Genomic DNA, 25,860 nt, shown 5'->3' with positions numbered 1-25,860 from the left:
TGCGCTAAAAAAAGTCTCATTTGAGTTATGCATCTCAAATGAGACTTTTAAATTTCTACGGCAAACCTACAACTTCTTCTGCATCACAAACTGTGACAGACATATTCTTAGCATTAATAATAATGACACAATCCCATGTCGGCTTCATTTGCAGTTCATCATTCTCATCAATACGGATAATCCCTTTGAATTCAATAGTTTGTTCTAGAAAAACCATTTTCTTTTCTGTATCATCTTTGACTGCTGTTAAATGTTCAGGGTAGTGAACTTTCCAGTCAAAAAAAGTAGTTTTTTTCATAAATCCTCCTGTTTTCACTCGTATAAATCTCCGAATACTTCTTCTGTTTGCCGGATTGTTAGAGTTTTGTTGGTTGGATCAATTGTAATGACACAATCCCAAGTAGGTTTGATTTGTAGCTCGTTGTTTTCATCTATCCAGATCACACCGTTTAATTCAATGGATGGCTCTAAAATGACCATCTTCTTTTCATGATGATCTGTTATTGCCGTTAAGTTTGCTTGTAATTGAATGGTCCAATCAAAAAACGTAATTTTTTTCATGAGTTCCCCTCTCAATCTTGTTTATATTTCCATTATAACTTGCATGAGTTCTGACATGTTATTAGATCATTCTATTTTTTGGTATAATTAGATGTAAATAAAGAATAGATAAAAGCCTGATAAATGTTTGAACTTAATCGGAGGTACGTATGAAGCAACTATATATGAAGCAAAAAGTATTTAGTCTGAGCGGCAGGTTTACGGTAAAGGATCAGCAGGAGAACGATGTGTATTTGGTCGAAGGCAGTTTTATGAAGATACCGAAGACGTTCACCATTCTGAATACAGAACGAGAAGAAATTGCTGTGATTACGAAGAAAATATTTAGCTTTTTACCGAAGTTTTTAGTAGAAGTCGGTGGTCAAGAAGTATTGACGATCAAAAAAGAGTTTACGTTCTTTAAAGCAAAATATTCAATTGATGCCGCGGGTGTAGAAGTACAAGGTAACTGGTGGGATATGAATTTCCAAGTGCTACAGAATGGCGAAGTGATCGGCCAGGTGAAGAAGGAATGGTTTACTTGGGGTGACAGCTATAAGGTCGATATTTTGAAAGAAGAAATGGAGCCTGTGATGATTGCGCTCGTTGTTGCGATTGATTGTGTGAAGGCTGATGAAGCAGCGTCTAGGTCTTCGTCGTCGACAACGATGAATAATTAATTGGAGGGTTAAAAAATTGGCCAATCTCACCCGCATTTTAAGATTAAGAGATGCAGAAATATGGGAGTATGAATTTCTCGATAATCAAGACATCATCATTTATTTCTCCATTACAGATGTGAATAGAAAAGCAACAATTCACGATAATCCGCTAGCTACTCAAGAAGAATTAGATGAAAGAGATAATTACCTTTCAATTGATATTCATAGTAATCTGGATCTTAAAAAAACGCTTGAAGGAGATGCATTTGATGATATTATCACTGAGATTTCTTTTTTAGTAGAACATATGCATGATTTTCACAACGCTCATGTTTTTATGAAAATGCATGTTCATGACAACATCGATTTAACTTATTTTCAGTTAGAGGAAGATGAAGACTTGCATGGAGATGAAAAAGAACAACTTTATACATTTAAACGTTTATGGATTAAGCAGACATGCTTTCGATTAATAGAACAACAGTTAAATCGAAAAATCAAAGAAATATCTAACAGTAGATTTTGCCAAGATCTAATATGAGCTTGTGAGGTGAGCAAACTGATCACATTCCAATACAAAGTATTTCTAACAGTCGTTGAATGCGGTAGTTTTACAAAAGCCGGGGATAAACTTGGGCTGACGCAGTCTGGAGTCAGTCATAATATTGCGAAGCTTGAGTCAGAGTTAGGGATTGTGCTGCTTCGGCGGAATCGAAACGGGCTGGCGTTAACGGACGCAGGTGAGCGGGTGATGCCGCATATTCGGCAAATCATTCATCATGCGTCATTGCTTGAACAGGAGGCGGCGTTGATTCAAGGGATGGAAGTGGGGAGTATCAAGATCGGAACGTTCTCTAGTTTTTCTTCAAAAATGCTTCCGCAGCTGATTCACCGTTTTACCAAAGGGTATCCCAATATCCAGGTAGAGTTATATGAAGGTGGTTATGAGGAGATTGAGGATTGGATTGCGTCTGGCACGATTGATGTTGGTTTTTTAACGCAGCCATCAAGAGAATTTGAAACTGTTCCACTTTTCCAAGATGAATTGGTGGTGCTCATGCAAGAGGATCATCGCTTCCATACGAAGAAAGTGATAGAAGTTGACTCGTTACATGATGAATCATTCATTATGCCAAAAGCGGGCTGTGATCTGCTCATTAAGAAATTATTAAAAGAAAGAGGCGTGAAGCCTCAAGTTTTGTTTGAAATTGGAGACAACAATACGCTCATTTCTATGGTTCAAGAAGGGCTCGGAGTGACCATCATTCCGACATTAATTTTGCCGCCGCAAATGTCTCATACGAAAGTCATTCCACTTGAGACAAGCGTCTATCGTGAGATCAACTTGGCGTTCAAATCATTCAAAGCAGCATCCCCATCGGCTAAAAGATGGATCGAAGTGGTCAAAGATCATTTCAAGTAAAATCAGCTTGAACGAGATGCCTCCCATTCAAGCTGATGGTTTATAAGGTCAACACACCGCGAATAGTGATAACCGCCGCGCCTGCCACTTTGATCTCAGGCTTTGATTCATTCGGAATGACCGTGATACGAAGGATGCCAGGTCTGCCGATGGCATCCCCTTGGGCAATGTGCAGGAGAGTGGTTTCTTGCTGAGAAATGATACCTTCCAAATAAAGATAGCCAGCCAATGCTCCGTTTGCTGCCCCCGTCACCGGATCTTCGGGTATACCGATCCCAGGTGCAAAATCCCTCGTGTAAAGATCAACCTCTTTTGTGGTGTGAAATGAATAAAGGTGAGTCGTCGTGATATTTTGTTCTTTATTCATTTTCCCTAAAGCGGCTAAGTTCGGTGCCGTTTGGTCAATGTCCTGTTGGTGCTTCATCGGAACGAGAAGATGCCAGTTTCCGGTGTTTGCTAATTTGATAGGATAAGATGGATCAATGCGGTCACTGCTGACACCAAGCATGTCACTCAGCTCTTCTAAATCGATGACAAAATCTCGCGTCTTCGGTGTCACCTGCGTCATTTCTACATCAACGACCTTGTCATTTTCTTCGTGCCATACAACAGGAACATTGCCAATCTTCGTTTCTAACACGACCCCTGTTTTCTCTTTTGCCAGCCCAAGCTCCGTCGCCAAAAGCCAAGTCAATCCAACAGTCGCATGCCCGCAGAAATTAACCTCTTCCGTCGGTGTGAAGTATTTGACCCGATAATCAGCTTCTTTATCATGTGCAGGCAGCAAGAAGACAGATTCCGGTAAATTCAACTCCTTGGCGATATTCTGCATCTCATCCTCCGTTAAAAGATCACCATCCAACACGACCCCAGCAGCATTTCCTCCAAATTTCTCAGTTGTAAATGCATCGACATGGTACACCCTAATGTCTCTCATATAATGAATCCTCCTATACACTCTTGTTACGTTTATCATAAGTTTGTTCAATGCATTCGTAAAATGAATCTTTTTGATACTTTAAATCGGAAGTTTTCATGTAAGGGGATGAGTTTTCTCAGAATACAGGTTTGAGTAAAGTATAATGAAAGAAAAAATAAAGCGAGGGATGCATGATAGCTATGGGTGGATACATCAATATGGGAATCGTTTTTTATGAGGCCATTCATTTACCAAATACTTTTCGCCAATTGTCTGATTATCTAGCTCAAAAAGAAATGTCTATTACCAAAGTAAAGTTTAGTCAGGATCCTGATGGCGAAATGTGGATTGAACACAGAATAAAAGAAAATACCATCAAAGACGATGTCTTTGATGGTTATTATATGGAGTTTGTATTGTCGGGATCGAAGCTAAATGATATGACCATCAACATACAAAAAGAAGCAGGTTACGTAGGGTTCGTTATCTCTTTAAAGTGGACAGAGGTTGTTTCTCATGATGTCATTCGTCTTCAACAGGGGATCAAACGCTGTCTTGTGGATCTTTATCATACGCTGACGTTTGAATATGCTTTAACTGGACATGAAATTGAAGTAGAGATTCATCCAGATGAATTCGAAAAGTGCCTGCAAGAACAGCATGCTTTTCCGGTTGCTCTAATTGGCAAAGGAGATCATATAGACATTTATTATGGTGATGTGGCGATTGACGGCATTTCTTCTCAAGAAAGAAGGAGGGAATGTGTAAAGCTTGAAAGGTAAATCGTAAAAAAGCCTCCTGATTCAGGAGGCTTTTTCCATCCATCACCCATAATAATTATTCGCCTGAATAAAAAATTGGGATTGCATGTAGTTATATGTGATTTTCGAGAAATCGAAAGGCTGGCCGTTTGTGAGATGAAAGACGGTTTCGACGCGGAGAGCGGGATCGTCTTGGTTAAGGCCGAGGTGTTTTGCTTCGGTTTCATTCAGTTTGCCTACTTGCAAGTACATATCGGAAAAGCCGACTTTGAGCCCAAGGCCTTCACTGATGAATTTAAAAACAGAATCAGCGGCAATTTCTGTGTTGAGATAGGGAATGATGGTTTTTCGGTAATAGGATTCTTCTAGACATAAGGTTTGTCCATTGATGTAACGGATGCGTTTGAGGTAAAAAACATCCTCATCTTGTTCAATATTCAAATTAAGCGCTGCTTCTTCAGGCGGTTTGATGGTGTCTAGCATTAAAACCTCTGAAGTCAGTTGAAATTCCTCTAAATCTTTTTTAAACCCTTGGTTGGATAAAAGGCTGATGTAGCCCTTGCGTCTGTGTCTTCGAACAAAGATGCCGCTGCCCCTCACTTGATAGATAATTCCTTTTCTTTCGAGTAGGTCTAATGATTTGATAATGGTGCTTTTGCTCACAGCAAATTGGCTCATGAGGGTTTCAAGTACAGGAAGCTTGTCCCCTTGCTGCAGCTCATGGGTGACAATATATTTTTCAATATCGCTCGCAATTTGTTGATACTTTAACATAGCCATTCCTCTTTGTTTTCACGATTTATTTTCTTTGATTATAGCACATACCGATTTTTCTTTGATATGTTGATTAAAATTATATATGTATTGATAAATTGTAACGGTATAATTATAATGTACATATACTAGTGGTGATACAGCCAACGGACGTCATGATCACAATTGTGAAATAGGAGGAATATATAATGACATTACCAAAAGATTTTCTATGGGGCGGGGCATTAGCTGCACATCAATTCGAAGGTGGATGGAATGAAGCAGGAAAAGGCCCAAGTGTTGTGGATGTAATGACAGCTGGTGCCCACGGAGTACCGAGACAAATGACGGAGACGATAGAAGACAGCAAATTTTATCCGAACCATGAAGCAATCGATTTCTACCATCGTTACAAGGAAGATATCGCGATGTTTGCCGAAATGGGGTTAAAATGCCTTCGTACATCCATCGGCTGGAGCCGAATTTTCCCAAAGGGAGATGAAGCAGAACCGAATGAAGCTGGTTTACAATTCTATGATGATGTATTTGATGAACTGCTCAAGCATGGCATCGAGCCTGTGATTACACTGTCTCACTTTGAGATGCCGCTTCATTTGGCAAGAGAATACGGCGGATTCCGAAGCCGAAAAGTCGCTGAATACTTCGCGAAATTCGCTGAAGTGTGCTTCAATCGTTACAAGGACAAAGTCACATACTGGATGACATTTAATGAAATCAATAACAAAATGGATGTCAACAACCCGCTGTTCCTATGGACAAACTCAGGGGTATCAGTCAAAGAAGGCGAAAATGCCAAAGAAATCATGTATCAAGCAGGACATCATGAGTTACTAGCAAGTGCATGGGCAGTAGCAAAAGGCAAAGAAATCAATCCTGCTTTTCAAATTGGTGCAATGGTATCTCACGTACCAATCTATCCGTATTCCTCAAATCCAGAGGATGTCATGCTTGCTGAAGAATATATGAGACAACGCTATTTCTTCCCTGATGTACAAGTTCGGGGCTACTATCCGAGCTATGCACTTAAAGAATTCGAACGCGAAGGCTATCATATTCCGTTTGAAGAAGGCGATGAAGAAAGCTTAAGAAAAGGAAAAGTAGATTATCTTGGTTTTAGCTACTACATGTCGACAACAGTTAAAAGTGATGCAGTGTCTGATAACGACGGAGACATTGTCAACGGAGCCCTTCCGCATGGTGTAGACAATCCTTATATCAAATCAAGCGACTGGGGCTGGTCCATTGACCCGACAGGCTTAAGATATACGTTGAATCGTTTTTACGATCGCTATCAAATCCCGCTCTTCATTGTTGAAAATGGGTTTGGTGCTATAGATCAAGTGGAGGAAGACGGTTCCATTCATGATCCAGAACGAATTCAATATCTCGCTTCTCATATCGAAGCGCTGACAAAAGCCATCGAATACGACGGTGTTGACCTGATTGGCTACACACCTTGGGGGATCATTGACATCGTGTCATTCACAACAGGTGAAATGAAAAAACGCTACGGCATGATCTACGTTGACCGCGACAACGAAGGCAACGGCTCAATGAAGAGACTCAAAAAAGATTCGTTTACTTGGTACCAAAACGTCATTGCCACGAATGGTGAAGAAGTGTAATAAAGGAAAAAATAGAAGCCCGGGTGAGCGTGGTATATGCTTGTTCGGGTTTTTCATCGTTTAAGTTTTATTAATGCCTGAATACAAAGAAAAAAGAGGGTTATGGCGATAAAATAGTTCATTGAGTTGTGAAAGATCTTAATGTTCAAGGATATTTGAAGAAGGATCCAAAGGCCGAATATCACCATAATAGCAGGAATGATTCTTTTATACACATTGTTTCGAGAGTGGTTTGTTTTTAGGTATCGCAGCAGAGGTTGAAAAGAGATAAAGATATGAATAGGTTTCATTACATGATTTGGTATAATTGATCTATAAAAACGTTAAATGGTAGATGAAGAATAGGAGTTGTTGTAATGAATCACACTTTGCAAATGGGAGCCAATACCGTACTAAACTCTCCAAAGGGACAGGTATCCATCAGCTATGAAGTGTCATCTGAAATTGATATTTCTTTAACGGCGTTTCTTTTAACAGATTCGGATCAGGTTGAAGGAGATCATGGCATTATTTTTTACAATCAACCAGAGAGTGCTTCGGGTGCAGCGGCACTTTTACCAGCGGAGGTATCAGGTCAATTGAAAAGGCATCCATTGAATTTTGATATGAGCAAAGTGCCTGCTGGAATCACAAAGATGGCTATTACATTAACAGAAGATCAAGGAACGGGCTTTTCTCAAGTGAAGCATTTGCAAGCAGAAATTCGAACAGGTGACGAGGTGTTTTATCTAACACCAGTAAACTTTACAAATGAAAAGGGCATTGTCGTGGTAGAGCTGTATATAAGAAATGGTGATACGAAAGCACGATCAATCTGGCGAGGTTTCGATTCTGGACTGGAAGGGCTATGCAAGCTTTATGGTGTGGAGGTTGAACCTGATGAACAGGATATTTCTACACCTCAATTGGCTCCTGAAAAACAATCAATTGATGGCCCTGCTCAAACGAAGACAATGACTAAAGAGAAAGTTGTTGCACCTATCAGTTTAGAAAAAGTTCAAGGTGAAATTAGTCTAGACAAAGGTCATAAACCGATCATAATAGAGAAAACGCCTGAGATCACAGCGACAGTATCTTGGGAATCCGGCACCGATTATGATATTTATGCATTGGTCTACACAAAGTCAGGAAAGCAAGTAGATGTGGCTATGTTTGGTGCGAAAGGAATTTCTGCTCTCAAAAGTTACGGCAACGGAGCTGTTGAGCATATGGGAGATGTCGGTAGAGACCATGAATCAATGAAAACAGAAGTTATTAAACTACGGTTAAATGATGATATCCTTGCTGTCGTTCCGGTTGTTTATTCTGCTCAATCAAACGGGACAGGTTCTTTTTATAGATATAGAGTATCTATGAGTATCGATAATCATCAAGGAACGTCTGTGACGATTCATTCCAAACATGCCAATGACAATGATCGTATTTATTCTTGTGTGCCAGGTATGCTTCAAAATACAAATGATGGTGTGATTATCCGCCCACTTGAGCTTTATAGCAAACCAAACTCTGAGCGGAGACCTAAATTAAAAATGAAGTCTTCTAATGAAATTGAGGTATTGATGGATAAAGGACCTGTCAATGATTATAAATAAAACGGATGTATGGCTAGACAGAGCAAAGTGCTTTGTCTAGCTTATTTTATTTAGCCCGTTAAATAGAGAGTCTATTCCGTTTTTTATGTCAATTAACCTATTTTTCCGTTTTGGTGGACACGGTAAAATAGACTTTATGATCAATAATGGAGGGAGTGACTTCTTCTGGGCAAGATACTTGATGCAAAAGCACTAACAAGTGCCATGGATGCAAGGGCAAAACACTACCAGGAACTCCGTGAACAAATGGTAGATTTAAAAAAGGCACTTCAAGGCGTGGCTAACCTCGGTGATGATTTCACTGGAAAAGGTGCCGATAACATTAAAAGCTTTTATAAAGAACTGGCTGGAAATGTAGATATGTTTATCAGCTTCATTGATAAGCAAAAAGCCTTTCATGAAGGTGTTTCTGGGACACTTGATGATACGAGTTTTGGCGGCGAAACCTTCGTAGAAGAACACTTTTTAGACAACGCTGTACATATGGGCATCAAAAATGCCAAAAGCATTGTGAAGGATCAAAAAAAGGCGCTTAAAACGATTTTTCAAGACATCGACGACCTCATTTCTCTAGAAGTATTTGATAGTCAAACCTTTGATGAAAAAATTGCAGATGCGGAAGACGAGCGAAAAAAGACAGTGAAAGACCTAAGAGAGCTTGATCAAAATTTAAAAGATGAATATGCTTTGTCAGAAATGGAGCAGCAAGCTACAATGGCATTGTATACGGAAATGATGAATGCCACAAATGACGGAAAAGCCATTTCGCCTATGAATTTTGACAAGAAAGCGTATCAAAATAGTGAAATCTACAAGGCAAAAAGCGATATTGAGAAGCAAACTTCTGAATATCTGAAAATCAAAAAAGAACAAGAAGAAGCACGCGAGATCGCAAAGGAACAAGAAGCACTCGCCAACCGTCCTTGGTATGAAAAAGCACTTGATTATGGCGGAAATATCGTCAATGAACTGACTGGCGTGAACGATGCAAAACGCGCCGCTACAGGTGTTGACCCGATCACAGGTGAAGAGCTCACCGCAGGACAGCGCGTCGCAGCAGGCGGTATGGCAGCAGCAGGTTATATCCCAATCGTCGGATGGGCAGGTCGTATTTTCAAAGGTGGTAAAGCCGTCTATAAAACAACTCAAGCCACATCAGCCGCAGTCAGAGCAGTCGATATTTACAAGACATCGCAAAAATCCTTTGACGCCTTAAAAACATCTCAAAAAGGCTTATATGGTCTTACCGCCACCAACGGCTTCAGCGAAGCGATTACAGGTAGAGACATGTTTGGAAATAAGGTCTCGAAAGAACAGCAGGAAGCGAGTATGAATGCGGCGCTGGGAATGCTTTTGCCGTTTGGGGCGAAAGGGTTTCATGGGAAGATGGGGATTAAAGGAGATAAAATAGAACATCCGGTAATAGATAATAAAAGGGTCGGAAGTGCGTTGAAAAACCCAGATGGTCAACATGGCTTCAATGATATAATTGACAATTACACACCACTGGCTAAAGAGTTTGATTTGGTTGGTGGTGATAAAACAAAGGTTAAGTTATATCAAATAGAAGGTGGAATGAAATACTATAGTTACAAGGATGTTTAGAATAAAGATTTACGTATAATTGAAAAAGTGTTTTCGGTAAAAGATCATAATGGTATTTTTGAGTGGATTGTCGATCCCAATAAGGGGGTTACTCATAGAAGGTTTATTCCAGAAGGTGAAATTACAGGATTACCTAATCAAAATCCTAAAAGATAGGAATGAAGAAAAAATGAAAAGTTCTATAGAGGTCTTAAAAACTTATAATATTCATTATGATTGGAAAACTATATATGTAGGAATTAGGCTAGATTTGATTTCATATAAAGAAATAAGCAAGTATGCTGTGGAATATTTATCTAATCATATTGAATGTGAAAATTCTTTAATCCTAGAATTAGCTTGGGGAGCTGGCGACCCAGATGAAGATTATAGAAAACTTCAAATGGTATTGGTAGAATTATATAATGATTTGATAGAAGAAGAATCCAGCCAATGGGACATTGAAAAAAGGAAATGGAGATATGGTATAACTTCTCACTTAAAAGAAATAAATAAGAATTCAACTGAAGAGTTGTTGGATGAACTTTCTGAAGTATACGCAGATTTTGGTTATCCTGAGGATATGGAACCGTTTATTCATTATATGCCTCCTTCAGATGGTTATAATCCGTTGTTGTATTCAAAAGAAGAGAATATAAATAGATTAGCATCTCTTTTTGAGGAGTTTTTACAAAAAGAAAAAGCATTTGTTCAATTTGAGCAAATGTAACTACTGATTAAAAGGTGCCTAATGAAAATAAAACTTGAATTCGAACAAGAAGTTACAAACTACTATAAGTGGTTAGAGCAAAAAGTAAATGGACTTAAACAGCTAAGTGTATATAGTATTAATGGATATTGCTTTTTAGATGATGTGATACTTTATGAAACAGCCAGTTGTCGAAATTTTTTCGATGACTAGTTGGTTCATTTCAATTGATGAAAGCAATGCTGTTCCCCATTAAGATACCATTTGTCCATATTTCCACTTGTGTACTATTCATAATCCCTATTTTTTAATGAATCCCTGCAACTTCAATCGAACGGTCTCTTCTTTTACATTGATCGAATAACTCACTCCTTTTTCATACAAAAACACCCCAAATTGTTTTATGATGTGCTATACACAATTTTCAACTTAAAGGTTTTTAATATTTGTTCCGATTTATGCTTAAAGAAGCATATATATAAATTAATTGATTATCTAATGAAGGATGTATCTGATAAATACAAGATGGAAAGGGAATATTATTATGAGCTAAGTATTTGGGGGGTATAATAATTAACGATGAATAGAATTGACACATCTTTTAGGGAGTGGAATGAGCCACTCTTTTTTTCTAACGATGGAGTCATACGCTTGATCGATGATTTTCTCTCAAATTTAAGCAATTCACTATCATTACCTTTCACATTCATATAAAATAAGAGCAGTGAAAAATTGAAGAAATGCTTGATACATGAAGGGCATGTAAGCGGTGAGCTGCATGACATGATGAGATGTATGAACGTGAAGGCTGCAAAGCTGTTCTTCCTCACATATGAGATCTTATAAGCGTAACCATTATTTATCACTTCATTGCGATGGTGTTGAGGGGTGTGTCAGGATGAGGAATCCGTATGTGAGAACGGCTTCTAGTCTTTATATCAATTATTTTTTATTAGGGATGGTCAATATTATATTGGCTTCCAATATGCCATTTTTAATCAAACAGTTAGATACCAATAGTGCAGGAATTAGTTATATGATTTCGGCGCTTGGCATTGGCAGGGTACTCACGTATGGTTTATCGGGCGTGCTGTCAGATCGTTTTGGGCGAAAGCCGGTCATTTTGGTTTCGGGTGTGCTGATGGCGGTGTTCCTCATCGGAATTCCGTTGTCTCCAAATTACCAAATCGCGTTTGCGTTTGCGATTTTGGCAGGGGTCGCGAATTCAGCGATGGATGCAGGGACGTATCCTGCATTAATGGAGGCTTTTCCGCAAAACTCGGGATCTGCGAATGTGATGGTGAAGGCCTTTATATCAATTGGGGCAACCATCTTGCCATTGGCGATTTTCTTTTTAGCAGAGCATGATTTGTTTTATGGAATAGCATTTTTTGTTCCTGCTCTGATCTATCTTGTGAATGTCTTGATGCTGTGGACCTTGCCATTTCCGAATCATCGCAAGGTGGAGCAAGTCCAGGTAACGGAGCATGACGGACTTCCGCGCTTCTCGACAGAGCCTACATTTTGGAGAGAAGGGATCGCACTCATTGTGATCAGCTTTACGTCAAATGGGCTATATGCGTTGCCGCAAATTTGGCTTCCTACTTACGGTGAGGCCATATTGGGGATGACATCGGGCAGTGCTGTGAAACTGCTCAGTTACTATAGCATGGGCGGGCTGCTGTCTGTCGTGATGCTCGCATTTCTGTTGCGCCGTTTTGTCCGTCCGGTCACTGTGCTGCTGATCTATCCAATCATTACGCTTGTTTCTATTTGTGTGCTCTTGGTCGTGAAATCCCCAGTCATCGGAACAGTCAATGCTTTTGTATTGGGATTTTCAACAGCAGGAGTTTTTCAGCTGACGTTAACTGTGATGGCTGAATTCTTCTGGAAAAACAAAGGGACGATGACAGGAATTATCTCCACAGCGGGCGGTGTGTCGGCTATCGTCATTCCGGTCGTAACAGGTTTAATTCAGAGTCACTTGTCCATTTTACAAATCTTTATGTTCGATGCAGTGGTGGCTGTTGCGGCCATTATCGGCGCACTGTATATCCTGTATCGATACCGCCAAATCATGGTACATGATTAAAAAAAAGACGACCTCCGCCGGAAGTCGTCTCAGCGTGTAGACAAACCCTCGCATTCTTTGTCAGGGCTGTGCTCCGGTGCTCACGAATGTCAAATTCGCTCCGCTCCTGTGCTCGCCCTTCCTAGACTGCAAAGGTTTTCTATCACGCTGAAAAGAAGACAAAGGGCTAAAATGAAGATCATTTTAGCCCTTTGTCAATAATTTAAGACGACCTCCGCTTAGGAAGTCGTCTTTCTTTTGTATTAGAAACGGTCATTTTCAAAAAGAATTTGTTTCACTTGATCAACTGGCATATCTTCACCAGTAAAGAGTTTGTAAGCAAGTGCACCTTGCCATAGCATCATGCCAAGACCGTTAATGGTTTTGGCGCCAGCTTCCTGTGCTTGAGCAAGGAGCTTTGTTTTTTGCGGATTGTATACGACATCTGTCACGATTAAATCTTCACGCAGAACATCAAGCGTATCATCGATGATGCTGAGCTGATCTAGTGGTTTCATGCCAAGGCTTGTCCCGTTTGCTAAGATTGCACTTTCTGCTACTTCACGGCGGAACGCGTCTTTGTCTTCAAGTGGGAAAATGTTCGCTTTGACACCAAATGATTTCATTTCTTCGTTGATGTACGTCACATTTTCTTCAGCTTGAACAAAATATTGATCATTACGAGCAAAAATACTAATTTCACGAATACCAGATTGTGCAAGCTGAATCGCAATCGGAGTAGCGGCACCGCCTGAGCCAACGAGTGTGACCTTTTGTCCAGCTAATTCAACGCCATGCTCAATCAAGTTTCTCACGTAGCCAAGACCATCTGTGTTGTAGCCAATCAGCTTGCCATCCTTGTTCACAACGGTGTTGCTTGCACGTGTGTATCTTGCAGAATCGTCTAGTTCATCTAAGTAATCCAATACTTTCATTTTGTTCGGCATAGAGACGTTAAATCCAGCAGCACCCATTGCTTTCATACCATATACGGCTGCTTCTAGTTCATCATTCCCTACTTCAAATGCGAGGTAAGCATAGTTGATCCCTGTTAGTGTATAGCCAAGGTTATGCATCCGTGGTGAAAGGCTGTGCCCGATTGGTGTAGCAAGAAGACCGACTAATTTTGTTTTCCCATCAATATTTCGTTCATGTATGTTTGTCATGATTGACATCTCCTTTAATTATCTAAATAATTTTTTCATGCGTCCAAGAACAAAGACCGCTAGCAATACGCTCATAACCGCAATGATCATATCGAAAAATAACGTCATTTTAATATCGTACGTGCTGACCAACCCACTTGTAATGAGCGGCACGAGAATAAACGCGGAGCTTGCCGCAATGTTGACGTAGGATGAAGCCGTTGCTTTGTTTGTCGGGAATAGTTTCATCATGATACTCATCGCCAGCTGGAAGATTCCCGCTGTAAATAGCCCTAAGAAAAAGGTGCTGACAATCACAATGCTGTATGTTTCGATTTGAAATAATGAAAGCATCGCAAGGAATGCTCCAATTGGATAAATAATTGCCACCATAATAGGTGAAATGAATTTATCTAAGACGATCGACAGCAAGAGAACAGACACCAGTGCACCGATACTAAAATAAGATAGAAGCTGTGTGGCTTGTTCTGTGCCAAGTCCGATTAATTTTAACCCGAGCTGCGGAAGCCATGTCTGCCATACGACAAACAATGCAGTCGACGTGAACCCCATGAGTACAACAGCTAAGCCTTCACCAAGCATTTTAGGTTCTTCCTTCATTTGTTCCTGTACTGGAAGGTCACCTTGTGAAGAGACTTGCTTATGGTTCGGGAACGGCATAAAGATTAAGTAAATCCCAACAAGTAAATAAAGAAGCCCTAGTCCAAAGAACGCCCAGCCCCAGAAGATGTCATGTGCAATAAGGAATGCCAGGATAAATGGAAGAACAGTCGCTCCAATTGAAACGGACGCCTTCACTAAAACAGAAGCTGAACTTGCCTTTTTAGGAAACGATTCTGTCAAAGCAGGATATGTTCCCGAATCAAGTAACGAGTTTGCAATCCCAGCAGAAATCGCAAAGATAAATGCTAGTGTATAATTCGTTGTCGTTGGAATACCGATTAAGAATAATAAGTAAAGAAAGTTTCCTGTAATAATGACAGGCTTACGTCCCCAGCGGTCGGCTAACCGGCCTGAGAAAAAGAGAGCAACCAGTTTACCAATTCCGATCGCCGATACAAGCAAGCTGATTTTCGGAATATCCACATGATAGCGTTCAGATAAGCTGTCCATGTTGGAAGCTACAATAATATTGATCATGCCGAGCATGAAGTAGTTTAAATACATGCCAACAGACGATTTAATATAAGGATTTTTCATGTTCCCACTCCTATATTTGAAACCCTTTAGGGTCAAATTCTTTGTACACCCTTTGTTATTTCCTTAAAAGTAAATAATATGATGCCCATCACAACACCCCTTGTGCAATTGATGAAAAAAATAATGAATATTCATCTGTTTTTCAATTAAGTACATCGTTCTACTAAAACCTAAAAATAAAAATAGAATTGATAAGAAAGTGAATCTTCATAATTTGATCAGAATCAGAAAATTCCACTTTTAACTGATGTTGATTAAAAAAACGATACTCTGAAATAGGTATAACGATATACTAAAAGAAGCAACGAGATAAATATACTCCTGTGTTTTAAATGTGTCAAGTTTATGACTTTGTGATTTAAAAAAATAAAAATGAAATAAAGAAATGGTTGACTTGATCAATAAAAAAGAGAATTGCTGCATGCAATTCTCTTTTTCATCATGAGGGAGCGGTTTCTCTAATATGAAGTTGAGGCTTTAATATCAATCTCTGCAGCTCTTCATCCTGCTCGTTCATTTTATGATATAAAAGGTTCGCTGCTTTTACCCCGATGGATCGGGGGAAGGAGGAAACAGTGGTGAGCGGCGGATGGTACATCTCCGCTTCAGGAACATTATCGAATCCAACCACATCGATATCTTCACCAGGCTTAATGTCACGAGCTGATAGTTCTTGAATGACCCCAAATGCGACTAGATCACTAAAACAAAAAATAGCAGTAGGGGGTTCAGGCTGATCAATCACTCGGGCAAGCGCTTCTTTCCCGCCTTCACGAGTAGGTTCTATGTCAATAATAAGAGAATCATCAATCATCAGATTTTCTTCGTCATGGGCTTTTTTGAAACCTTTCATCCGCTCAATCCAAGTCGATGAGGTCTTGATGCCGCCTAAGAAGGCGATACGCCGATGCCCCTTTTGAAGAAGATGATGAAGCGCCATCCAAGCACCTTGTTCATAATCAACGCCGACATAGTCACATTGCACATCTGATAATTCACGATTTGCCAGTACTTTTGGGGTGCGAATTTGATTTAATTGTTTGACCGTTCGTGCAGAGCTTTTTGAAGCTGGGTTTAAAATAATCCCGCCCACTCGGTGCTCTACCATTGTGGAAATGAGCCGCTCCTGTTTATCGACACTGTCAAAGGTCGTACCAAGTAAAACAGTATAGCCCAGTGATTCAAGCGTGGTTTGCACGCCAATTAAAAACTCAGAAATAAAGGTGTTAGAAATATCCGTGACAATCACACCAACGATATTTGAGCTTTTTGACCGCATGTTGGCAGCAACGCGGTCGTATACGTATCCTAAGTCCTCCATGGATTGCAGTACTTTTTTTCGAGTGGCTTCAGAGATTCTAGGATTATTTCGAACAACAAGTGATGCCGTTGAAGTCGAAACACCGGCATGCTTGGCAACTTCCTGTAATGTGACACGCTGTTTGTTCATTTTTTTCATTTGTTTTCACCAACTTCCATGGATTTCCTAACTTTGTTCTTGATCAAGAGGGATTTCTCCAGCAAACGAGCCGAACATCTTTTGATTTATTATACATGAATCAAGAGGGATTGATGAAGTGAAGTTATATGGCTACCACCGTCAATCATAAAAGATTTCCATTGACAGCTTTCTTTTAGAGGCGTAAAATATGAAATTATTCAGAAATAGCAACATTTTAATTAAATAACGAAGGCTATGATTGCTGTGGGTCACACTATGGCAGGAGCAGCTTCTGGAGAGACCGCATGAATGTGCGGCGCCGAAGGGTTCACAATCTCAGGCAAAAGGACAGAAGAGTACGAAATATTGTATTTGTAATGCATGGATGACGCCGTGTATTGCTTTTCGCTATTTTGCTATTCTTTTATGACCGAGAGATTGGAGCGCATCCAATCTCTTTTTTTATGGACTTTTTGAGAGTTCATTATTTCAGTATAAGATCGTGTCGTAGGAGGGCGTTAGCATTGGAACAACAAGAATTGAAACGAGATTTATCAAACCGCCATGTTCAGTTGATTGCAATTGGTGGAACCATTGGGACTGGGCTGTTTTTAGGCTCTGGAAAGGCCATTCAATTGGCAGGTCCATCGATCATTTTTGCTTATTTAATTGTCGGGATGGCGATCTTTTTTGTCATGAGGGCACTTGGTGAACTGCTCTTATCGAAGACAGGCTATCAGTCATTAACCGATATTGCAGAGGATTACCTTGGTCCGTGGGCATCCTTTGTGACAGGATGGACGTATTGGTTTTGCTGGATTATGACCGCGATGGCGGATGTTATTGCTGTCGGAGTGTATGTGCAGTATTGGTTTGATATCCCGCAATGGATTCCTGCCATCATTTGTTTGTTGATTTTACTAGGATTTAATTTATTAACGGTGAAGCTTTTCGGAGAAATGGAATTTTGGTTCGCACTCATTAAAGTGATTACGATTCTATTATTGATCGGCGTTGGAATTGTCCTTTTAATCATTGGTTTTCAAACAGATACAGGGCCTGTGACGGTAACGAATCTTTGGTCACACGGCGGATTATTCCCTCATGGTGTCACAGGCTTCTTACTGTCATTCCAAATGGTCATCTTTGCGTATGTGGGAGTGGAACTGGTCGGTGTGTCCGCGGCAGAAACAGCCAATCCGCAAAAAAACATCCCGTCTGCGATTAATAAAATTCCATTAAGAATTCTATTTTTCTATGTGGGCGCCATTTTTGTCTTACTATGTATCAACCCATGGACTGAGCTCAGTGCATCAGAAAGTCCTTTTGTAAAAACCTTTGGGCTGATTGGAATTCCAGTAGCAGCGGGACTCATTAATTTTGTTGTCTTGACGTCTGCGGCTTCGGCTTGTAATAGCGGTATGTTCTCGACGAGCCGAATTTTGTATAATCTCAGTCATCAAAAACAGGGCCCATCTTCCTTTGGACGTCTGAATAAGCACGCTGTTCCAAGTAATGCACTATTCGTTTCAACAATTGTGGTATCGGTCGGTGCTCTCTTAAGCAAGTTAATTCCGGAACAAGCCTTTGGTATTGTCACAACCATCAGTGCCATTTGTTTCATTTGGGTATGGAGTATTATTTTAATTTGCCATTTGAAATATAAAAAAACAAAGCCTGAACTGCATGCAGCATCTACTTTTAAAGCACCGTTCACACCTTTTGTAAACATTTGTGTTCTTGTCCTTTTTGCTGCCATTCTTGTGATCATGCTGTTTGCGGATGCAACACGCCCGGCGCTCTTGTTAACACCGGTTTGGTTTGGTTTCTTATTATTGATTTATGCACGAAAGAAACGCCGTGCATCATAACTGACAGAAAAGCACAGCCTTTGCAGTAGGCTGTGCTTTTGTTCATTTAACGATTTCTAATCCTGAACATATAATTTGCATTCAAAATGATTAAAACAAGTCCAATCACGATGATTGAGAAGAGTTGAGAGTGATTGGCTCCAAGGGAATACACAATCAGAATAAACATGGCACTGGTCAATAAGATGTTCATCATTTGATACGTGTGAAACAGTCCGCCAAGCATCACATGCTTTTCACCTTCGTCAGAAATAGCGAGCAGCTTTTTACTATAATCTTTGTCAGACGGGCTTGGGAGATTGCGATTAGGGTAGACAAGTTGTAGAACGGATATCGCTACATAAGAACTGATAATGGTGACGATAAATAAAGCAACATTGACGAGAATCAGCCAAATAGGCTGTTCGGTAACGATAGCCATACCGGTGGCAATTATGGATAAAATGGTACTCACCGTATTGGCTAAAGTAGAATCAGTAAAGGTGCGATACTGTTTTACTTCGAGTTCATCCTCTTCATCTCCAGATACCGAAAGTGATACTCTTTTCTTCATACGTGAAATCCCTGAAAAACAATAAACAATCAATACAATCGTCAATCCACTGATGACAAGTGTCGCTTCGAATGCAATATCAAGAAGTGTCATTTCAAATTCGGCAGCCAGCAGACAGTAAGCGCCGAGAAAGCCAAGGAGAGCACCTGAGAGCAGTTTGTATACAGTTTTCATGATAGTTCATCCTCCTCGAATAGAAAAATACGTTCAATGGGTTCCTGAAAAATTCGTGAAAGCTTAACAGCGAGCAAGAGAGACGGCATTAATTCATCGCGTTCCATTAAGCTGATGGTCTGACGAGAAACCTTTGCACGCTTGGCAAGCTCAGTTTGGTTCAAACCATCACGTGCACGAAGCTCTTTTAGCCGATTTTTCATTCTGTCACCTCAATTTTGATCTGAATCTTTCTTTGATTGTAAAACATGTTATTCAAATTGACAAGTAAAGTTGTCAATTTGATAAAAATAATTGTCAGATAAGATCATCTTTCTTCAAAAGGTGAACCATGATACGCTAAAAGAAAGAGAAACAGAAAATAGGTGATGCCCGTGTTCATTGACCAATTAAAAAATGACTTACATCAATCTCAACCGTTATTTATTGGAGAAGAAACAGCGTTCAAAGCTGCAGTCCTTGTCCCTTTGGTGCAAGTAAACGGAGAATGGCATATTTTATTTGAGGTGCGATCGCTCATCATGAGAAAACAGCCGGGAGATATTAGCTTCCCAGGTGGCAAACTCGACGGCAGCGAAACAGCACAGGAAGCTGCATTGCGAGAAACACATGAAGAGCTGGGCATTCCGCCAGAATCGGTGGAGATTCTTGGACAGCTTAGTCCTTACATTGCGTCTCCATCCTTCGTGGTCTACCCATATGTCGGGATCATTGATGAACAAAAAGTGAAACACTCCTTCAATCAAGAAGAAGTAGAAGAGACTTTTACTGTGCCTCTATCATGGCTAAGTCAATATGAGCCGTACCTACATCATGTATCCGTTCAGCCAACTCCTGCTGAGGATTTCCCTTATGAAAAAATCATGAATGGTGAGAAGTACCGCTGGGGAAGCCGTTCGATAGAGGAATGGTTTTATGATTATGAAAACTACACCATTTGGGGATTAACAGCCCGCATATTAAAACATTTTGTGACCGTTGCAAAAAGAAATTCCTAGAGATTCGCTCTCTAGGAATTTGTTGTTTTCAGCCGTTCTTTCGCTGTTTGTTTTCCTTTACCAATTGGAATAGGCGCTCTCGCTTGGCTCAATCCATAAGAAGGCATATTCACATAGACAGATTCATACGAGCCGGCTTGAATTTGATAGGTTTCATGATAAATACCCACTGCGTCATTGTTCTGAGCCCTCTGATGAAAGTTCTTCCAAGCTGCCAAATGTTTTTCCATCTTCGCATAAGCCAGAAGGTCATCTGTTGATTTCCAATATTGGATCATCGCTGTCGTACGTAAGCCAAAGTAATTCTCTGTTCCGAGGAAACCAAGCTCATCTTGATGGGTATACAGCTCTTTGATCATGCCAGGCATCGCCATGAACACAGGCATCCATTGATGAACCGCCCAGCGTTTGTTGATCCGCATGCCGATAATAAACACAACAATCGAGTCAGAATTCTCTGTTGTAAATCTGCCAGCACGTATCTCTTTTTTCATTCATTTACCCTTCCTTCTTCATCAAGTGGGATGTTTCCACGCACCAATCAATTCCTGCTTGAGCCACTCTTTTTCCGTAATCTAAAGTAAACAGCCAATACTTCGCATCTGCTTCATCTGGATAAAGCTCTTGAATGTTTTCTTCAATCGAAACATAGGTCTCATAACGGATACGAAGCTGCCTTTCATAATCCTGTAGCAGTACCAGCTTTTTCTCAATCGAAAGATATTGACCGAAGAATAACTTTAATAACACTTCATTTCGTTCCGTTGGTAACTGATCGAGAGGCTTTGCCAGCCACTCTCTTAACGTCTCCAGCCCTTTTTCAGTCAGATGATATTCCCGCTTGTCGGAGCGGCCAGACGTAGAAGCGGGTGAAACCTCAGCAAGACCTTCCTCGACTATTAACTTTAAAGCTGGATAAATTTGTCCATAACTAATTTTCCAAAAATGATGCAAGCTCTTATCAATTAATTGCTTCACTTCGTAACCAGACTTACAATCTGTCGTTAAAATACCTAAAATCGCATACGTCGTATCATTGTATTTTTTCATATCAGCACACCTATCTAAAAGATATATCATTTAGATATATAATAATTGATATTCAGTGGAAAGTACAAGCAGGTTTTGAAATTTTATAAAGGAGGTGAAGAGATAACAGATTTTGTTCATTGTGTTTTGACATGATAATGGAGAAAAAATACACATGTTAACAGAGGAGGTACGTATGAGCAAATTGAAAATGTGGATCGTGTCTATCCTAACAGTGCTAGTCATTGGTGGAGGCAGCTGGACAGCATATCAAGCAATTGCACAAAAAAATTCATTGAACCATTCCTATGCATTTGCGTATAAAACAAAAGATAGAATGAGCTGGTTTAAGGTATCTGAGAGTAAAGGGAAAGTAATGGGGCATTTGAATGAAAAGTATGTAGAAGAACTGAGATGGGATCCGCATATCTATAAAAAACAATTTGTCTTATCCGGCAGTTCAAAAGAAAACGGGTATGAATTCAAAGTCACACAAGGTAAAGAAACGATCGTATACGAAGTTCATTTTTCAGGTAAAGACCTTTCAGTGAAAAAACAAGGCGAAAAGAAAAGCACGATTTATAAGGCAATCAATCAAAGAAAGCTAGATAAATATCATAAAGATATTCAAAAACGATATGATTATCTATTCGATACCGCGGAAAATAGGTTTTATGATAGTATGAGAAACTTCAAGGAGAAAGTGGCGAAGATCTATGGTTTTCTCTATACGGCAAAGGACAAACAACTATTTTTACAGGTGAAAACGATGCATATTGAGCTTGGATGGACCGGCTCCCTTCTAATAACAACTGTTCCTGAAAAAGAGTGTAAGCCTTATAAAGAAATGAGATTAGAAGTTTCGGGTGAGACGGATGGAAGAAATTTTTTTATGGGCTATGAGCCCTCAATTGAAGATGGAATCATTCAAGGTTCCACTGATCGAGATGTAAAATCAATCAAACTTCCATTTAAAATGACAGGCGGTACCGTAGAGTTAAAAGCGGTCACGAAAAAGGAATATCAAAAACAAGCGAATGCTTTCAAAAAGCAGGCGGAAGAAAGAAAAAAATAGATGGTGGAAACCAGATGAGTAAACTTATCTGGTTTTTTATCATGGAGATAGTTCTTATTGATGATAAAAGGATATCGATGTATAAACAAGCGAGAAAGGTTGTTTTAATTAAATTAAAGAAAATCAATTTAGGTATATAGACCTTAATAAATTTCAAAAAAATAAATGTTGACGCTTTCATATAATCGATATATACTAAAAACAAATCCAATATAAATAAATTAGACATGTGACTGGTCATGCAGGCAGGATCTAAAAACGATGAGTTTCTTTAATTTGTCGTTTTAGGTCCTTTTTTTATTGCCAAAATATAGGTCTCATGTATGAGAAAAGGGGGAGAAACAATGGATTACACACAGGTTGCCAAAGACGTTTTAAAGCATGTTGGTGGTAAAGAAAACATTGCGCATCTTGAGCACTGTTCCACAAGACTTCGCTTCACACTAATTGATCAGAAAAAAGCAGATGTACCAGCACTAGAAAAAACACCAGGTGTCATAGCTGTCAGAATGTCAGGACAATGCCAAGTGGTGATTGGGAATGACGTGATTGAAGTGTATCAAGAGGTAACAAGACTAATGGGCAGCAGCTCATCGGGGCAAGTCGTGCCATCTAATCAGCCAAAAGAAAAAAGAAAAATAGGCACAGTTCTGTTAGATTTCATTGTCGGTGTCTTCCAGCCGCTTGTTCCAGCTATCGCAGGCGGAGGGATTTTAAAATCATTTCTTCTCCTTTTCTCTCTATTAGGCTGGATGGATGCAAAGGGTCAAACCTATCAAATATTGAACATGGTAGGGGACGCACCGCTTTACTTCCTGCCTTTACTAGTCGCTGTAACGACGGCGAATAAACTAAAGGTAAATCCACTGGTCGCATTATCAGCAGTCGGCGCGCTTCTTCTTCCGAATATGACGACTATGCTTACTGAAGGTGCGCAATTGCTGTCATTCGACGTGAAAAATATAGCTTATGCGTATCAAGTGTTCCCAGCAATCCTTTCTGTATTGCTATACGCTCAAATGGAAAAATTCTTTACACGATTTTCACCAAAACCAATTCGGATTTTCTTTGTTCCAATGATGTCATTAGTCATTACTGTACCAGTTACATTACTTCTATTAGGACCGATTGGTTTTACAGCAGGACAAGGTTTTTCATCCATCATTCTTGCAATGTTTAATACAGTAGGATGGGTAGCTGTCGCGATTTTAGCAGCAGTCCTTCCATTCATGGTCGCATCAGGTATGCACAAAGCGATGGTCCCGTATGCAGTCACAACGATGGGTACCCTTGGGAAAGAAGCACTTTATTTGCCAGCATCACTTGCACATAATATTGCGGAAAGTGGAGCGTGTTTCGCAGTAGCACTACGCACAAAAGACAAGGTACTCAGATCAACAGCCATTTCGGCAGGAATTTCAGCATTTTTTGGTATCACAGAGCCTGCTTTGTATGGTGTGACACTTCAAAATAAGCGAGTCCTTGGAAGTGTCATGATTGGTTCGTTTGTTGGCGGGATCTTCATTGGATTAGTTGGTATACAAGCCTTTGTACTTGTTGGCCCTGGATTAGCAAGTATGTCGATGTTTATATCAGATGAGCTCCCACGAAATCTAATGTTTGCTGTCATTGGAGCAGTCATTTCCTTTATTGTCGCCTTTATCGCTGCTTTTGTATTAGGTAAGGATAAAACAGTAGAAGAAAAGACAAATGATCAAGCGGCATTTACTGAACAAATTGGAGCAGGTGAAACATTCAAAAGTCCTGTGATTGGTCAAATGATCTCTCTATCTGAAGTAAAAGATGATATTTTCTCTTCAAAGGTCATGGGAGACGGAATTGCCATTGTCCCTTCAGAAGGAGCGCTTTACGCACCAGTAGATGGTGAGGTGACCATGCTGTTCGAAACAAATCATGCACTTGGTATGAAAACGGACCAAGGGGTTGAAGTACTATTCCACATTGGCATTGATACCGTTCAACTGCAAGGACAGTATTTTCATCCAAAAGTGCAGGCAGGAGAACGTGTTCAAGCAGGAGATTTACTGATTGAATTTGATGTAGAAAAAATTATAGCTGCAGGTTATGATCCAGTTACACTTGCTGTCATCACAAATACAGATCAATATGATATAAAGGTACAGCCATTACAAGAGGTCAATCGTCAAGATACATTGATGGTTGTCACACAATTAGGAGGCTAAACATATGACAACAATTAAAGGTTTTCCAAAAGGGTTTTTATGGGGCGGCGCAATTGCCGCCAACCAGGCAGAAGGCGCTTGGAATATAGATGGAAAGGGACCATCAGTTGCAGATATTGCAATGTATCGTTCCAATTTAAGTGTAGAAGATTATGAAGGACATCTTGCTGTGACTTCTGAAAATTTAGAACGTGCAATAAAAGACCCAGATGATAAAAAGTACCCTAAACGCAGAGGTGTTGATTTCTATCACCACTATAAAGAGGATTTGGCTCTATTTGCTGAAATGGGCTTTAAAACACTTCGCATTTCTATTGCGTGGAGTCGGATCTTCCCTACTGGAGAAGAAGCTGAACCAAATGAAAAAGGGCTGCAATTCTATGATCGTGTATTTGCCGAAATGAAAAAACTCAATATAGAACCGATTGTGACACTCTCTCATTATGAAATGCCTTTAGCCCTTAGTGTGAAATATAACGGCTGGGTGGAAAGAAAAGTGGTCGATCTCTTTGTGAAGTTCGCCAATGTTTGTTTCGAACGTTATCAACATGATGTGAAATATTGGCTCACCTTTAATGAAATTGATAGTATTCACCGCCACTCATTTATTACAGCAGGAATTATTCCTGATCGTTGCCCAGAAGGTAAAGTAGAAGAGACGGTGTATCAAGCGCTTCATCATCAATTTGTTGCATCTGCTCTTGTAACAGCTGATTGCCATCGTATTATTCCAGGCAGCCAAGTTGGGTGTATGCTGACAAAATTGACAACGTATCCGCATACGTGTCACCCGAATGATGTGGAACAAGCCTTAAAACAAAACTTAGAAAACTATTTCTATGCAGATGTTCAGGTGTTTGGCGAATATCCGCCACTGATTACACGGATGCTTGAGAGAAAAAATATTCATATTCAAATGGAAGCAGATGATCTCAACATTCTAAAAGAAAACACAGTCGATTTCATCTCATTTAGCTACTATATGTCTTTAACTGAATCAGCTCAAGAAGGGTTAGAACAGACAGAAGGAAATACGATTCGAGGAGTCAAAAACCCTTATCTGCCTTCAACTGACTGGGGCTGGCAAATTGATCCGGTTGGTCTGAAAATTTCTTTAATCGAACTGTATGATCGCTATCAAAAACCTCTTATCATTGTCGAAAATGGAATGGGTGCAAAGGATGTAGTTGAAAGTGATGGCTCTATCCATGACGACTATCGGATTAACTATTTTAAAGAGCATTTCCGTCAGATGAGAGAAGCGATTGAAGAGGGCGTCGATCTCTTTGGATATACGAGTTGGGGCTCCATTGATATTATTAGTGCAGGTACATCACAAATGTCAAAACGCTATGGCTTTATTCACGTAGATCAAGATGATGATGGGAACGGAACATTAAAACGATCTCGAAAAGACTCATTTTATTGGTACCAAAAAGTCATTGAGACAAATGGTGAAGCGCTTGATTGAACACCACAATCATGAAAA

26 protein-coding genes and 1 riboswitch are annotated in these 25,860 nt (G+C 39.9%); of the genes, 14 read left to right on the top strand and 12 right to left on the bottom strand.

Annotated features, from left to right (window positions below):
• Positions 1-55: 55 nt before the first annotated feature.
• The gene (locus MHH41_RS18335) at positions 56-298 is read right to left on the bottom strand and encodes a hypothetical protein (RefSeq protein ID WP_340866640.1); all 243 of its coding nucleotides are present in this window, start codon (positions 296-298) and stop codon (positions 56-58) included.
• A gap of 14 nt (positions 299-312) precedes the next feature.
• Positions 313-561: a hypothetical protein gene (locus MHH41_RS18330; protein WP_106042842.1), complete on the bottom strand. Its 249-nt coding sequence runs from the start codon at positions 559-561 to the stop codon at positions 313-315.
• 149 nt (positions 562-710) lie between these two features.
• Here MHH41_RS18330 and MHH41_RS18325 point away from each other — a divergent pair, with 149 nt between their 5' ends.
• From MHH41_RS18325 to MHH41_RS18315, 3 genes are read left to right on the top strand one after another with little or no spacing between them, the layout of a single operon-like run.
• On the top strand, positions 711-1,220 hold the full coding sequence (locus MHH41_RS18325) for an LURP-one-related/scramblase family protein (RefSeq protein ID WP_268494269.1): 510 nt from the start codon (positions 711-713) through the stop codon (positions 1,218-1,220).
• 16 nt (positions 1,221-1,236) lie between these two features.
• Entirely contained in the window at positions 1,237-1,743 is a 507-nt protein-coding gene (locus MHH41_RS18320; protein ID WP_268494267.1) for a hypothetical protein, read from the top strand.
• A 9-nt stretch (positions 1,744-1,752) separates the two neighbouring features.
• Positions 1,753-2,625, top strand: coding sequence for a LysR family transcriptional regulator (locus tag MHH41_RS18315; protein WP_340866639.1), 873 nt, complete (start codon positions 1,753-1,755; stop codon positions 2,623-2,625).
• A gap of 40 nt (positions 2,626-2,665) precedes the next feature.
• On the opposite strand, the gene MHH41_RS18310 is transcribed toward MHH41_RS18315, so the two are convergent.
• Positions 2,666-3,562, bottom strand: coding sequence for a PhzF family phenazine biosynthesis protein (locus MHH41_RS18310; RefSeq protein WP_050944629.1), 897 nt, complete (start codon positions 3,560-3,562; stop codon positions 2,666-2,668).
• A gap of 200 nt (positions 3,563-3,762) precedes the next feature.
• Between MHH41_RS18310 and MHH41_RS18305 the strand changes: the two genes are divergently transcribed.
• Complete coding sequence (locus MHH41_RS18305) at positions 3,763-4,326, top strand: Imm64 family immunity protein (protein WP_340866638.1); 564 nt, start codon at positions 3,763-3,765, stop codon at positions 4,324-4,326.
• A 42-nt stretch (positions 4,327-4,368) separates the two neighbouring features.
• Here the strand turns inward: MHH41_RS18305 and MHH41_RS18300 are convergent, their stop codons facing one another.
• Positions 4,369-5,079, bottom strand: a complete 711-nt coding sequence (locus MHH41_RS18300; protein ID WP_113767949.1) for a GntR family transcriptional regulator — start codon at positions 5,077-5,079, stop codon at positions 4,369-4,371.
• 185 nt (positions 5,080-5,264) lie between these two features.
• On the opposite strand from MHH41_RS18300, the gene bglA reads away from it, so the two are divergent.
• On the top strand, positions 5,265-6,704 hold the full coding sequence (bglA, locus tag MHH41_RS18295) for a 6-phospho-beta-glucosidase BglA (protein ID WP_226805393.1): 1,440 nt from the start codon (positions 5,265-5,267) through the stop codon (positions 6,702-6,704).
• Between the two features lie 53 nt (positions 6,705-6,757).
• Here bglA and MHH41_RS18290 read toward each other — a convergent pair whose 3' ends face one another.
• Positions 6,758-6,919, bottom strand: a complete 162-nt coding sequence (locus MHH41_RS18290) for a hypothetical protein (RefSeq protein WP_095117969.1) — start codon at positions 6,917-6,919, stop codon at positions 6,758-6,760.
• Positions 6,920-7,060: 141 nt separating this feature from the next.
• Between MHH41_RS18290 and MHH41_RS18285 the strand changes: the two genes are divergently transcribed.
• The 4 genes from MHH41_RS18285 to MHH41_RS18270 all read left to right on the top strand — a co-directional run bounded on the left by MHH41_RS18285 (position 7,061) and on the right by MHH41_RS18270 (position 12,681).
• Positions 7,061-8,296, top strand: a complete 1,236-nt coding sequence (locus MHH41_RS18285; protein WP_340866637.1) for a TerD family protein — start codon at positions 7,061-7,063, stop codon at positions 8,294-8,296.
• Positions 8,297-8,500: 204 nt separating this feature from the next.
• Positions 8,501-9,901 (top strand): ribonuclease YeeF family protein, encoded by a 1,401-nt coding sequence (locus MHH41_RS18280; RefSeq protein ID WP_445661616.1) that lies wholly within the window; start codon positions 8,501-8,503, stop codon positions 9,899-9,901.
• A gap of 115 nt (positions 9,902-10,016) precedes the next feature.
• Complete coding sequence (locus MHH41_RS18275) at positions 10,017-10,610, top strand: DUF2247 family protein (RefSeq protein ID WP_223254333.1); 594 nt, start codon at positions 10,017-10,019, stop codon at positions 10,608-10,610.
• An 877-nt stretch (positions 10,611-11,487) separates the two neighbouring features.
• On the top strand, positions 11,488-12,681 hold the full coding sequence (locus MHH41_RS18270) for an MFS transporter (RefSeq protein WP_003214696.1): 1,194 nt from the start codon (positions 11,488-11,490) through the stop codon (positions 12,679-12,681).
• Between the two features lie 242 nt (positions 12,682-12,923).
• Here the strand turns inward: MHH41_RS18270 and MHH41_RS18265 are convergent, their stop codons facing one another.
• The 3 genes from MHH41_RS18265 to MHH41_RS18255 all read right to left on the bottom strand — a co-directional run bounded on the left by MHH41_RS18265 (position 12,924) and on the right by MHH41_RS18255 (position 16,485).
• A complete protein-coding gene (locus MHH41_RS18265) occupies positions 12,924-13,826 on the bottom strand; it encodes a shikimate 5-dehydrogenase (RefSeq protein WP_003215382.1) in 903 nt (300 codons plus the stop codon).
• Positions 13,827-13,844: 18 nt separating this feature from the next.
• Entirely contained in the window at positions 13,845-15,026 is a 1,182-nt protein-coding gene (locus MHH41_RS18260; protein WP_340866636.1) for an MFS transporter, read from the bottom strand.
• A gap of 439 nt (positions 15,027-15,465) precedes the next feature.
• A complete protein-coding gene (locus tag MHH41_RS18255) occupies positions 15,466-16,485 on the bottom strand; it encodes a LacI family DNA-binding transcriptional regulator (RefSeq protein ID WP_335365689.1) in 1,020 nt (339 codons plus the stop codon).
• A 264-nt stretch (positions 16,486-16,749) separates the two neighbouring features.
• Positions 16,750-16,829: riboswitch (glycine riboswitch) on the top strand.
• A 162-nt stretch (positions 16,830-16,991) separates the two neighbouring features.
• On the opposite strand from MHH41_RS18255, the gene MHH41_RS18250 reads away from it, so the two are divergent.
• Positions 16,992-18,338: an amino acid permease gene (locus MHH41_RS18250; protein ID WP_050944619.1), complete on the top strand. Its 1,347-nt coding sequence runs from the start codon at positions 16,992-16,994 to the stop codon at positions 18,336-18,338.
• A 46-nt stretch (positions 18,339-18,384) separates the two neighbouring features.
• Here the strand turns inward: MHH41_RS18250 and MHH41_RS18245 are convergent, their stop codons facing one another.
• Together MHH41_RS18245 and MHH41_RS18240 are read right to left on the bottom strand one after the other, a co-directional pair.
• Positions 18,385-19,065, bottom strand: a complete 681-nt coding sequence (locus MHH41_RS18245) for a DUF3169 family protein (protein WP_340866635.1) — start codon at positions 19,063-19,065, stop codon at positions 18,385-18,387.
• Complete coding sequence (locus MHH41_RS18240) at positions 19,062-19,268, bottom strand: helix-turn-helix transcriptional regulator (protein WP_003215336.1); 207 nt, start codon at positions 19,266-19,268, stop codon at positions 19,062-19,064. The genes MHH41_RS18245 and MHH41_RS18240 overlap by 4 nt, the downstream gene beginning before the upstream one ends.
• Before the next feature lie 171 nt (positions 19,269-19,439).
• Here MHH41_RS18240 and MHH41_RS18235 point away from each other — a divergent pair, with 171 nt between their 5' ends.
• Positions 19,440-20,063, top strand: a complete 624-nt coding sequence (locus tag MHH41_RS18235) for an NUDIX hydrolase (protein ID WP_003214959.1) — start codon at positions 19,440-19,442, stop codon at positions 20,061-20,063.
• 11 nt (positions 20,064-20,074) lie between these two features.
• Here the strand turns inward: MHH41_RS18235 and MHH41_RS18230 are convergent, their stop codons facing one another.
• On the bottom strand, positions 20,075-20,557 hold the full coding sequence (locus tag MHH41_RS18230; RefSeq protein WP_212045756.1) for a DUF4188 domain-containing protein: 483 nt from the start codon (positions 20,555-20,557) through the stop codon (positions 20,075-20,077).
• Positions 20,558-20,561: 4 nt separating this feature from the next.
• On the bottom strand, positions 20,562-21,113 hold the full coding sequence (locus MHH41_RS18225; protein WP_113387516.1) for a PadR family transcriptional regulator: 552 nt from the start codon (positions 21,111-21,113) through the stop codon (positions 20,562-20,564).
• Positions 21,114-21,288: 175 nt separating this feature from the next.
• Between MHH41_RS18225 and MHH41_RS18220 the strand changes: the two genes are divergently transcribed.
• From MHH41_RS18220 to MHH41_RS18210, 3 genes are all read left to right on the top strand, one after another.
• On the top strand, positions 21,289-22,167 hold the full coding sequence (locus MHH41_RS18220) for a hypothetical protein (RefSeq protein WP_340866634.1): 879 nt from the start codon (positions 21,289-21,291) through the stop codon (positions 22,165-22,167).
• A gap of 344 nt (positions 22,168-22,511) precedes the next feature.
• Positions 22,512-24,371: a beta-glucoside-specific PTS transporter subunit IIABC gene (locus MHH41_RS18215; protein ID WP_340866633.1), complete on the top strand. Its 1,860-nt coding sequence runs from the start codon at positions 22,512-22,514 to the stop codon at positions 24,369-24,371.
• A gap of 4 nt (positions 24,372-24,375) precedes the next feature.
• Entirely contained in the window at positions 24,376-25,842 is a 1,467-nt protein-coding gene (locus MHH41_RS18210) for a glycoside hydrolase family 1 protein (RefSeq protein ID WP_340866632.1), read from the top strand.
• Positions 25,843-25,860 lie beyond the last annotated feature (18 nt).

The organism is Bacillus sp. FSL K6-1145 (assembly GCF_038003425.1).
In the GTDB taxonomy this organism is placed as follows: Bacteria; Bacillota; Bacilli; order Bacillales; family Bacillaceae; genus Bacillus; species Bacillus pumilus.
Note: the sequence above shows the minus strand (reverse complement) of the source record. Positions and strands in the feature narration are given on the sequence as shown.

Excerpts from the sequence above, each read along its gene's own strand:
- MHH41_RS18285 (WP_340866637.1), top strand. The coding sequence starts at position 7,061 with ATGAATCACACTTTGCAAATGGGAGCCAATACCGTACTAAACTCTCCA.
- MHH41_RS18245 (WP_340866635.1), bottom strand. The coding sequence starts at position 19,065 with ATGAAAACTGTATACAAACTGCTCTCAGGTGCTCTCCTTGGCTTTCTC.
- MHH41_RS18305 (WP_340866638.1), top strand. The coding sequence starts at position 3,763 with ATGGGAATCGTTTTTTATGAGGCCATTCATTTACCAAATACTTTTCGC.
- MHH41_RS18255 (WP_335365689.1), bottom strand. The coding sequence starts at position 16,485 with ATGAAAAAAATGAACAAACAGCGTGTCACATTACAGGAAGTTGCCAAG.
- MHH41_RS18330 (WP_106042842.1), bottom strand. The coding sequence starts at position 561 with ATGAAAAAAATTACGTTTTTTGATTGGACCATTCAATTACAAGCAAAC.
- MHH41_RS18280 (WP_445661616.1), top strand. The coding sequence starts at position 8,501 with ATGGATGCAAGGGCAAAACACTACCAGGAACTCCGTGAACAAATGGTA.
- MHH41_RS18325 (WP_268494269.1), top strand. The coding sequence starts at position 711 with ATGAAGCAACTATATATGAAGCAAAAAGTATTTAGTCTGAGCGGCAGG.
- MHH41_RS18210 (WP_340866632.1), top strand. The coding sequence starts at position 24,376 with ATGACAACAATTAAAGGTTTTCCAAAAGGGTTTTTATGGGGCGGCGCA.
- MHH41_RS18220 (WP_340866634.1), top strand. The coding sequence starts at position 21,289 with ATGAGCAAATTGAAAATGTGGATCGTGTCTATCCTAACAGTGCTAGTC.
- MHH41_RS18225 (WP_113387516.1), bottom strand. The coding sequence starts at position 21,113 with ATGAAAAAATACAATGATACGACGTATGCGATTTTAGGTATTTTAACG.
- MHH41_RS18230 (WP_212045756.1), bottom strand. The coding sequence starts at position 20,557 with ATGAAAAAAGAGATACGTGCTGGCAGATTTACAACAGAGAATTCTGAC.
- MHH41_RS18215 (WP_340866633.1), top strand. The coding sequence starts at position 22,512 with ATGGATTACACACAGGTTGCCAAAGACGTTTTAAAGCATGTTGGTGGT.
- MHH41_RS18335 (WP_340866640.1), bottom strand. The coding sequence starts at position 298 with ATGAAAAAAACTACTTTTTTTGACTGGAAAGTTCACTACCCTGAACAT.
- MHH41_RS18260 (WP_340866636.1), bottom strand. The coding sequence starts at position 15,026 with ATGAAAAATCCTTATATTAAATCGTCTGTTGGCATGTATTTAAACTAC.
- MHH41_RS18310 (WP_050944629.1), bottom strand. The coding sequence starts at position 3,562 with ATGAGAGACATTAGGGTGTACCATGTCGATGCATTTACAACTGAGAAA.
- MHH41_RS18265 (WP_003215382.1), bottom strand. The coding sequence starts at position 13,826 with ATGACAAACATACATGAACGAAATATTGATGGGAAAACAAAATTAGTC.
- MHH41_RS18300 (WP_113767949.1), bottom strand. The coding sequence starts at position 5,079 with ATGTTAAAGTATCAACAAATTGCGAGCGATATTGAAAAATATATTGTC.
- MHH41_RS18270 (WP_003214696.1), top strand. The coding sequence starts at position 11,488 with ATGAGGAATCCGTATGTGAGAACGGCTTCTAGTCTTTATATCAATTAT.
- MHH41_RS18240 (WP_003215336.1), bottom strand. The coding sequence starts at position 19,268 with ATGAAAAATCGGCTAAAAGAGCTTCGTGCACGTGATGGTTTGAACCAA.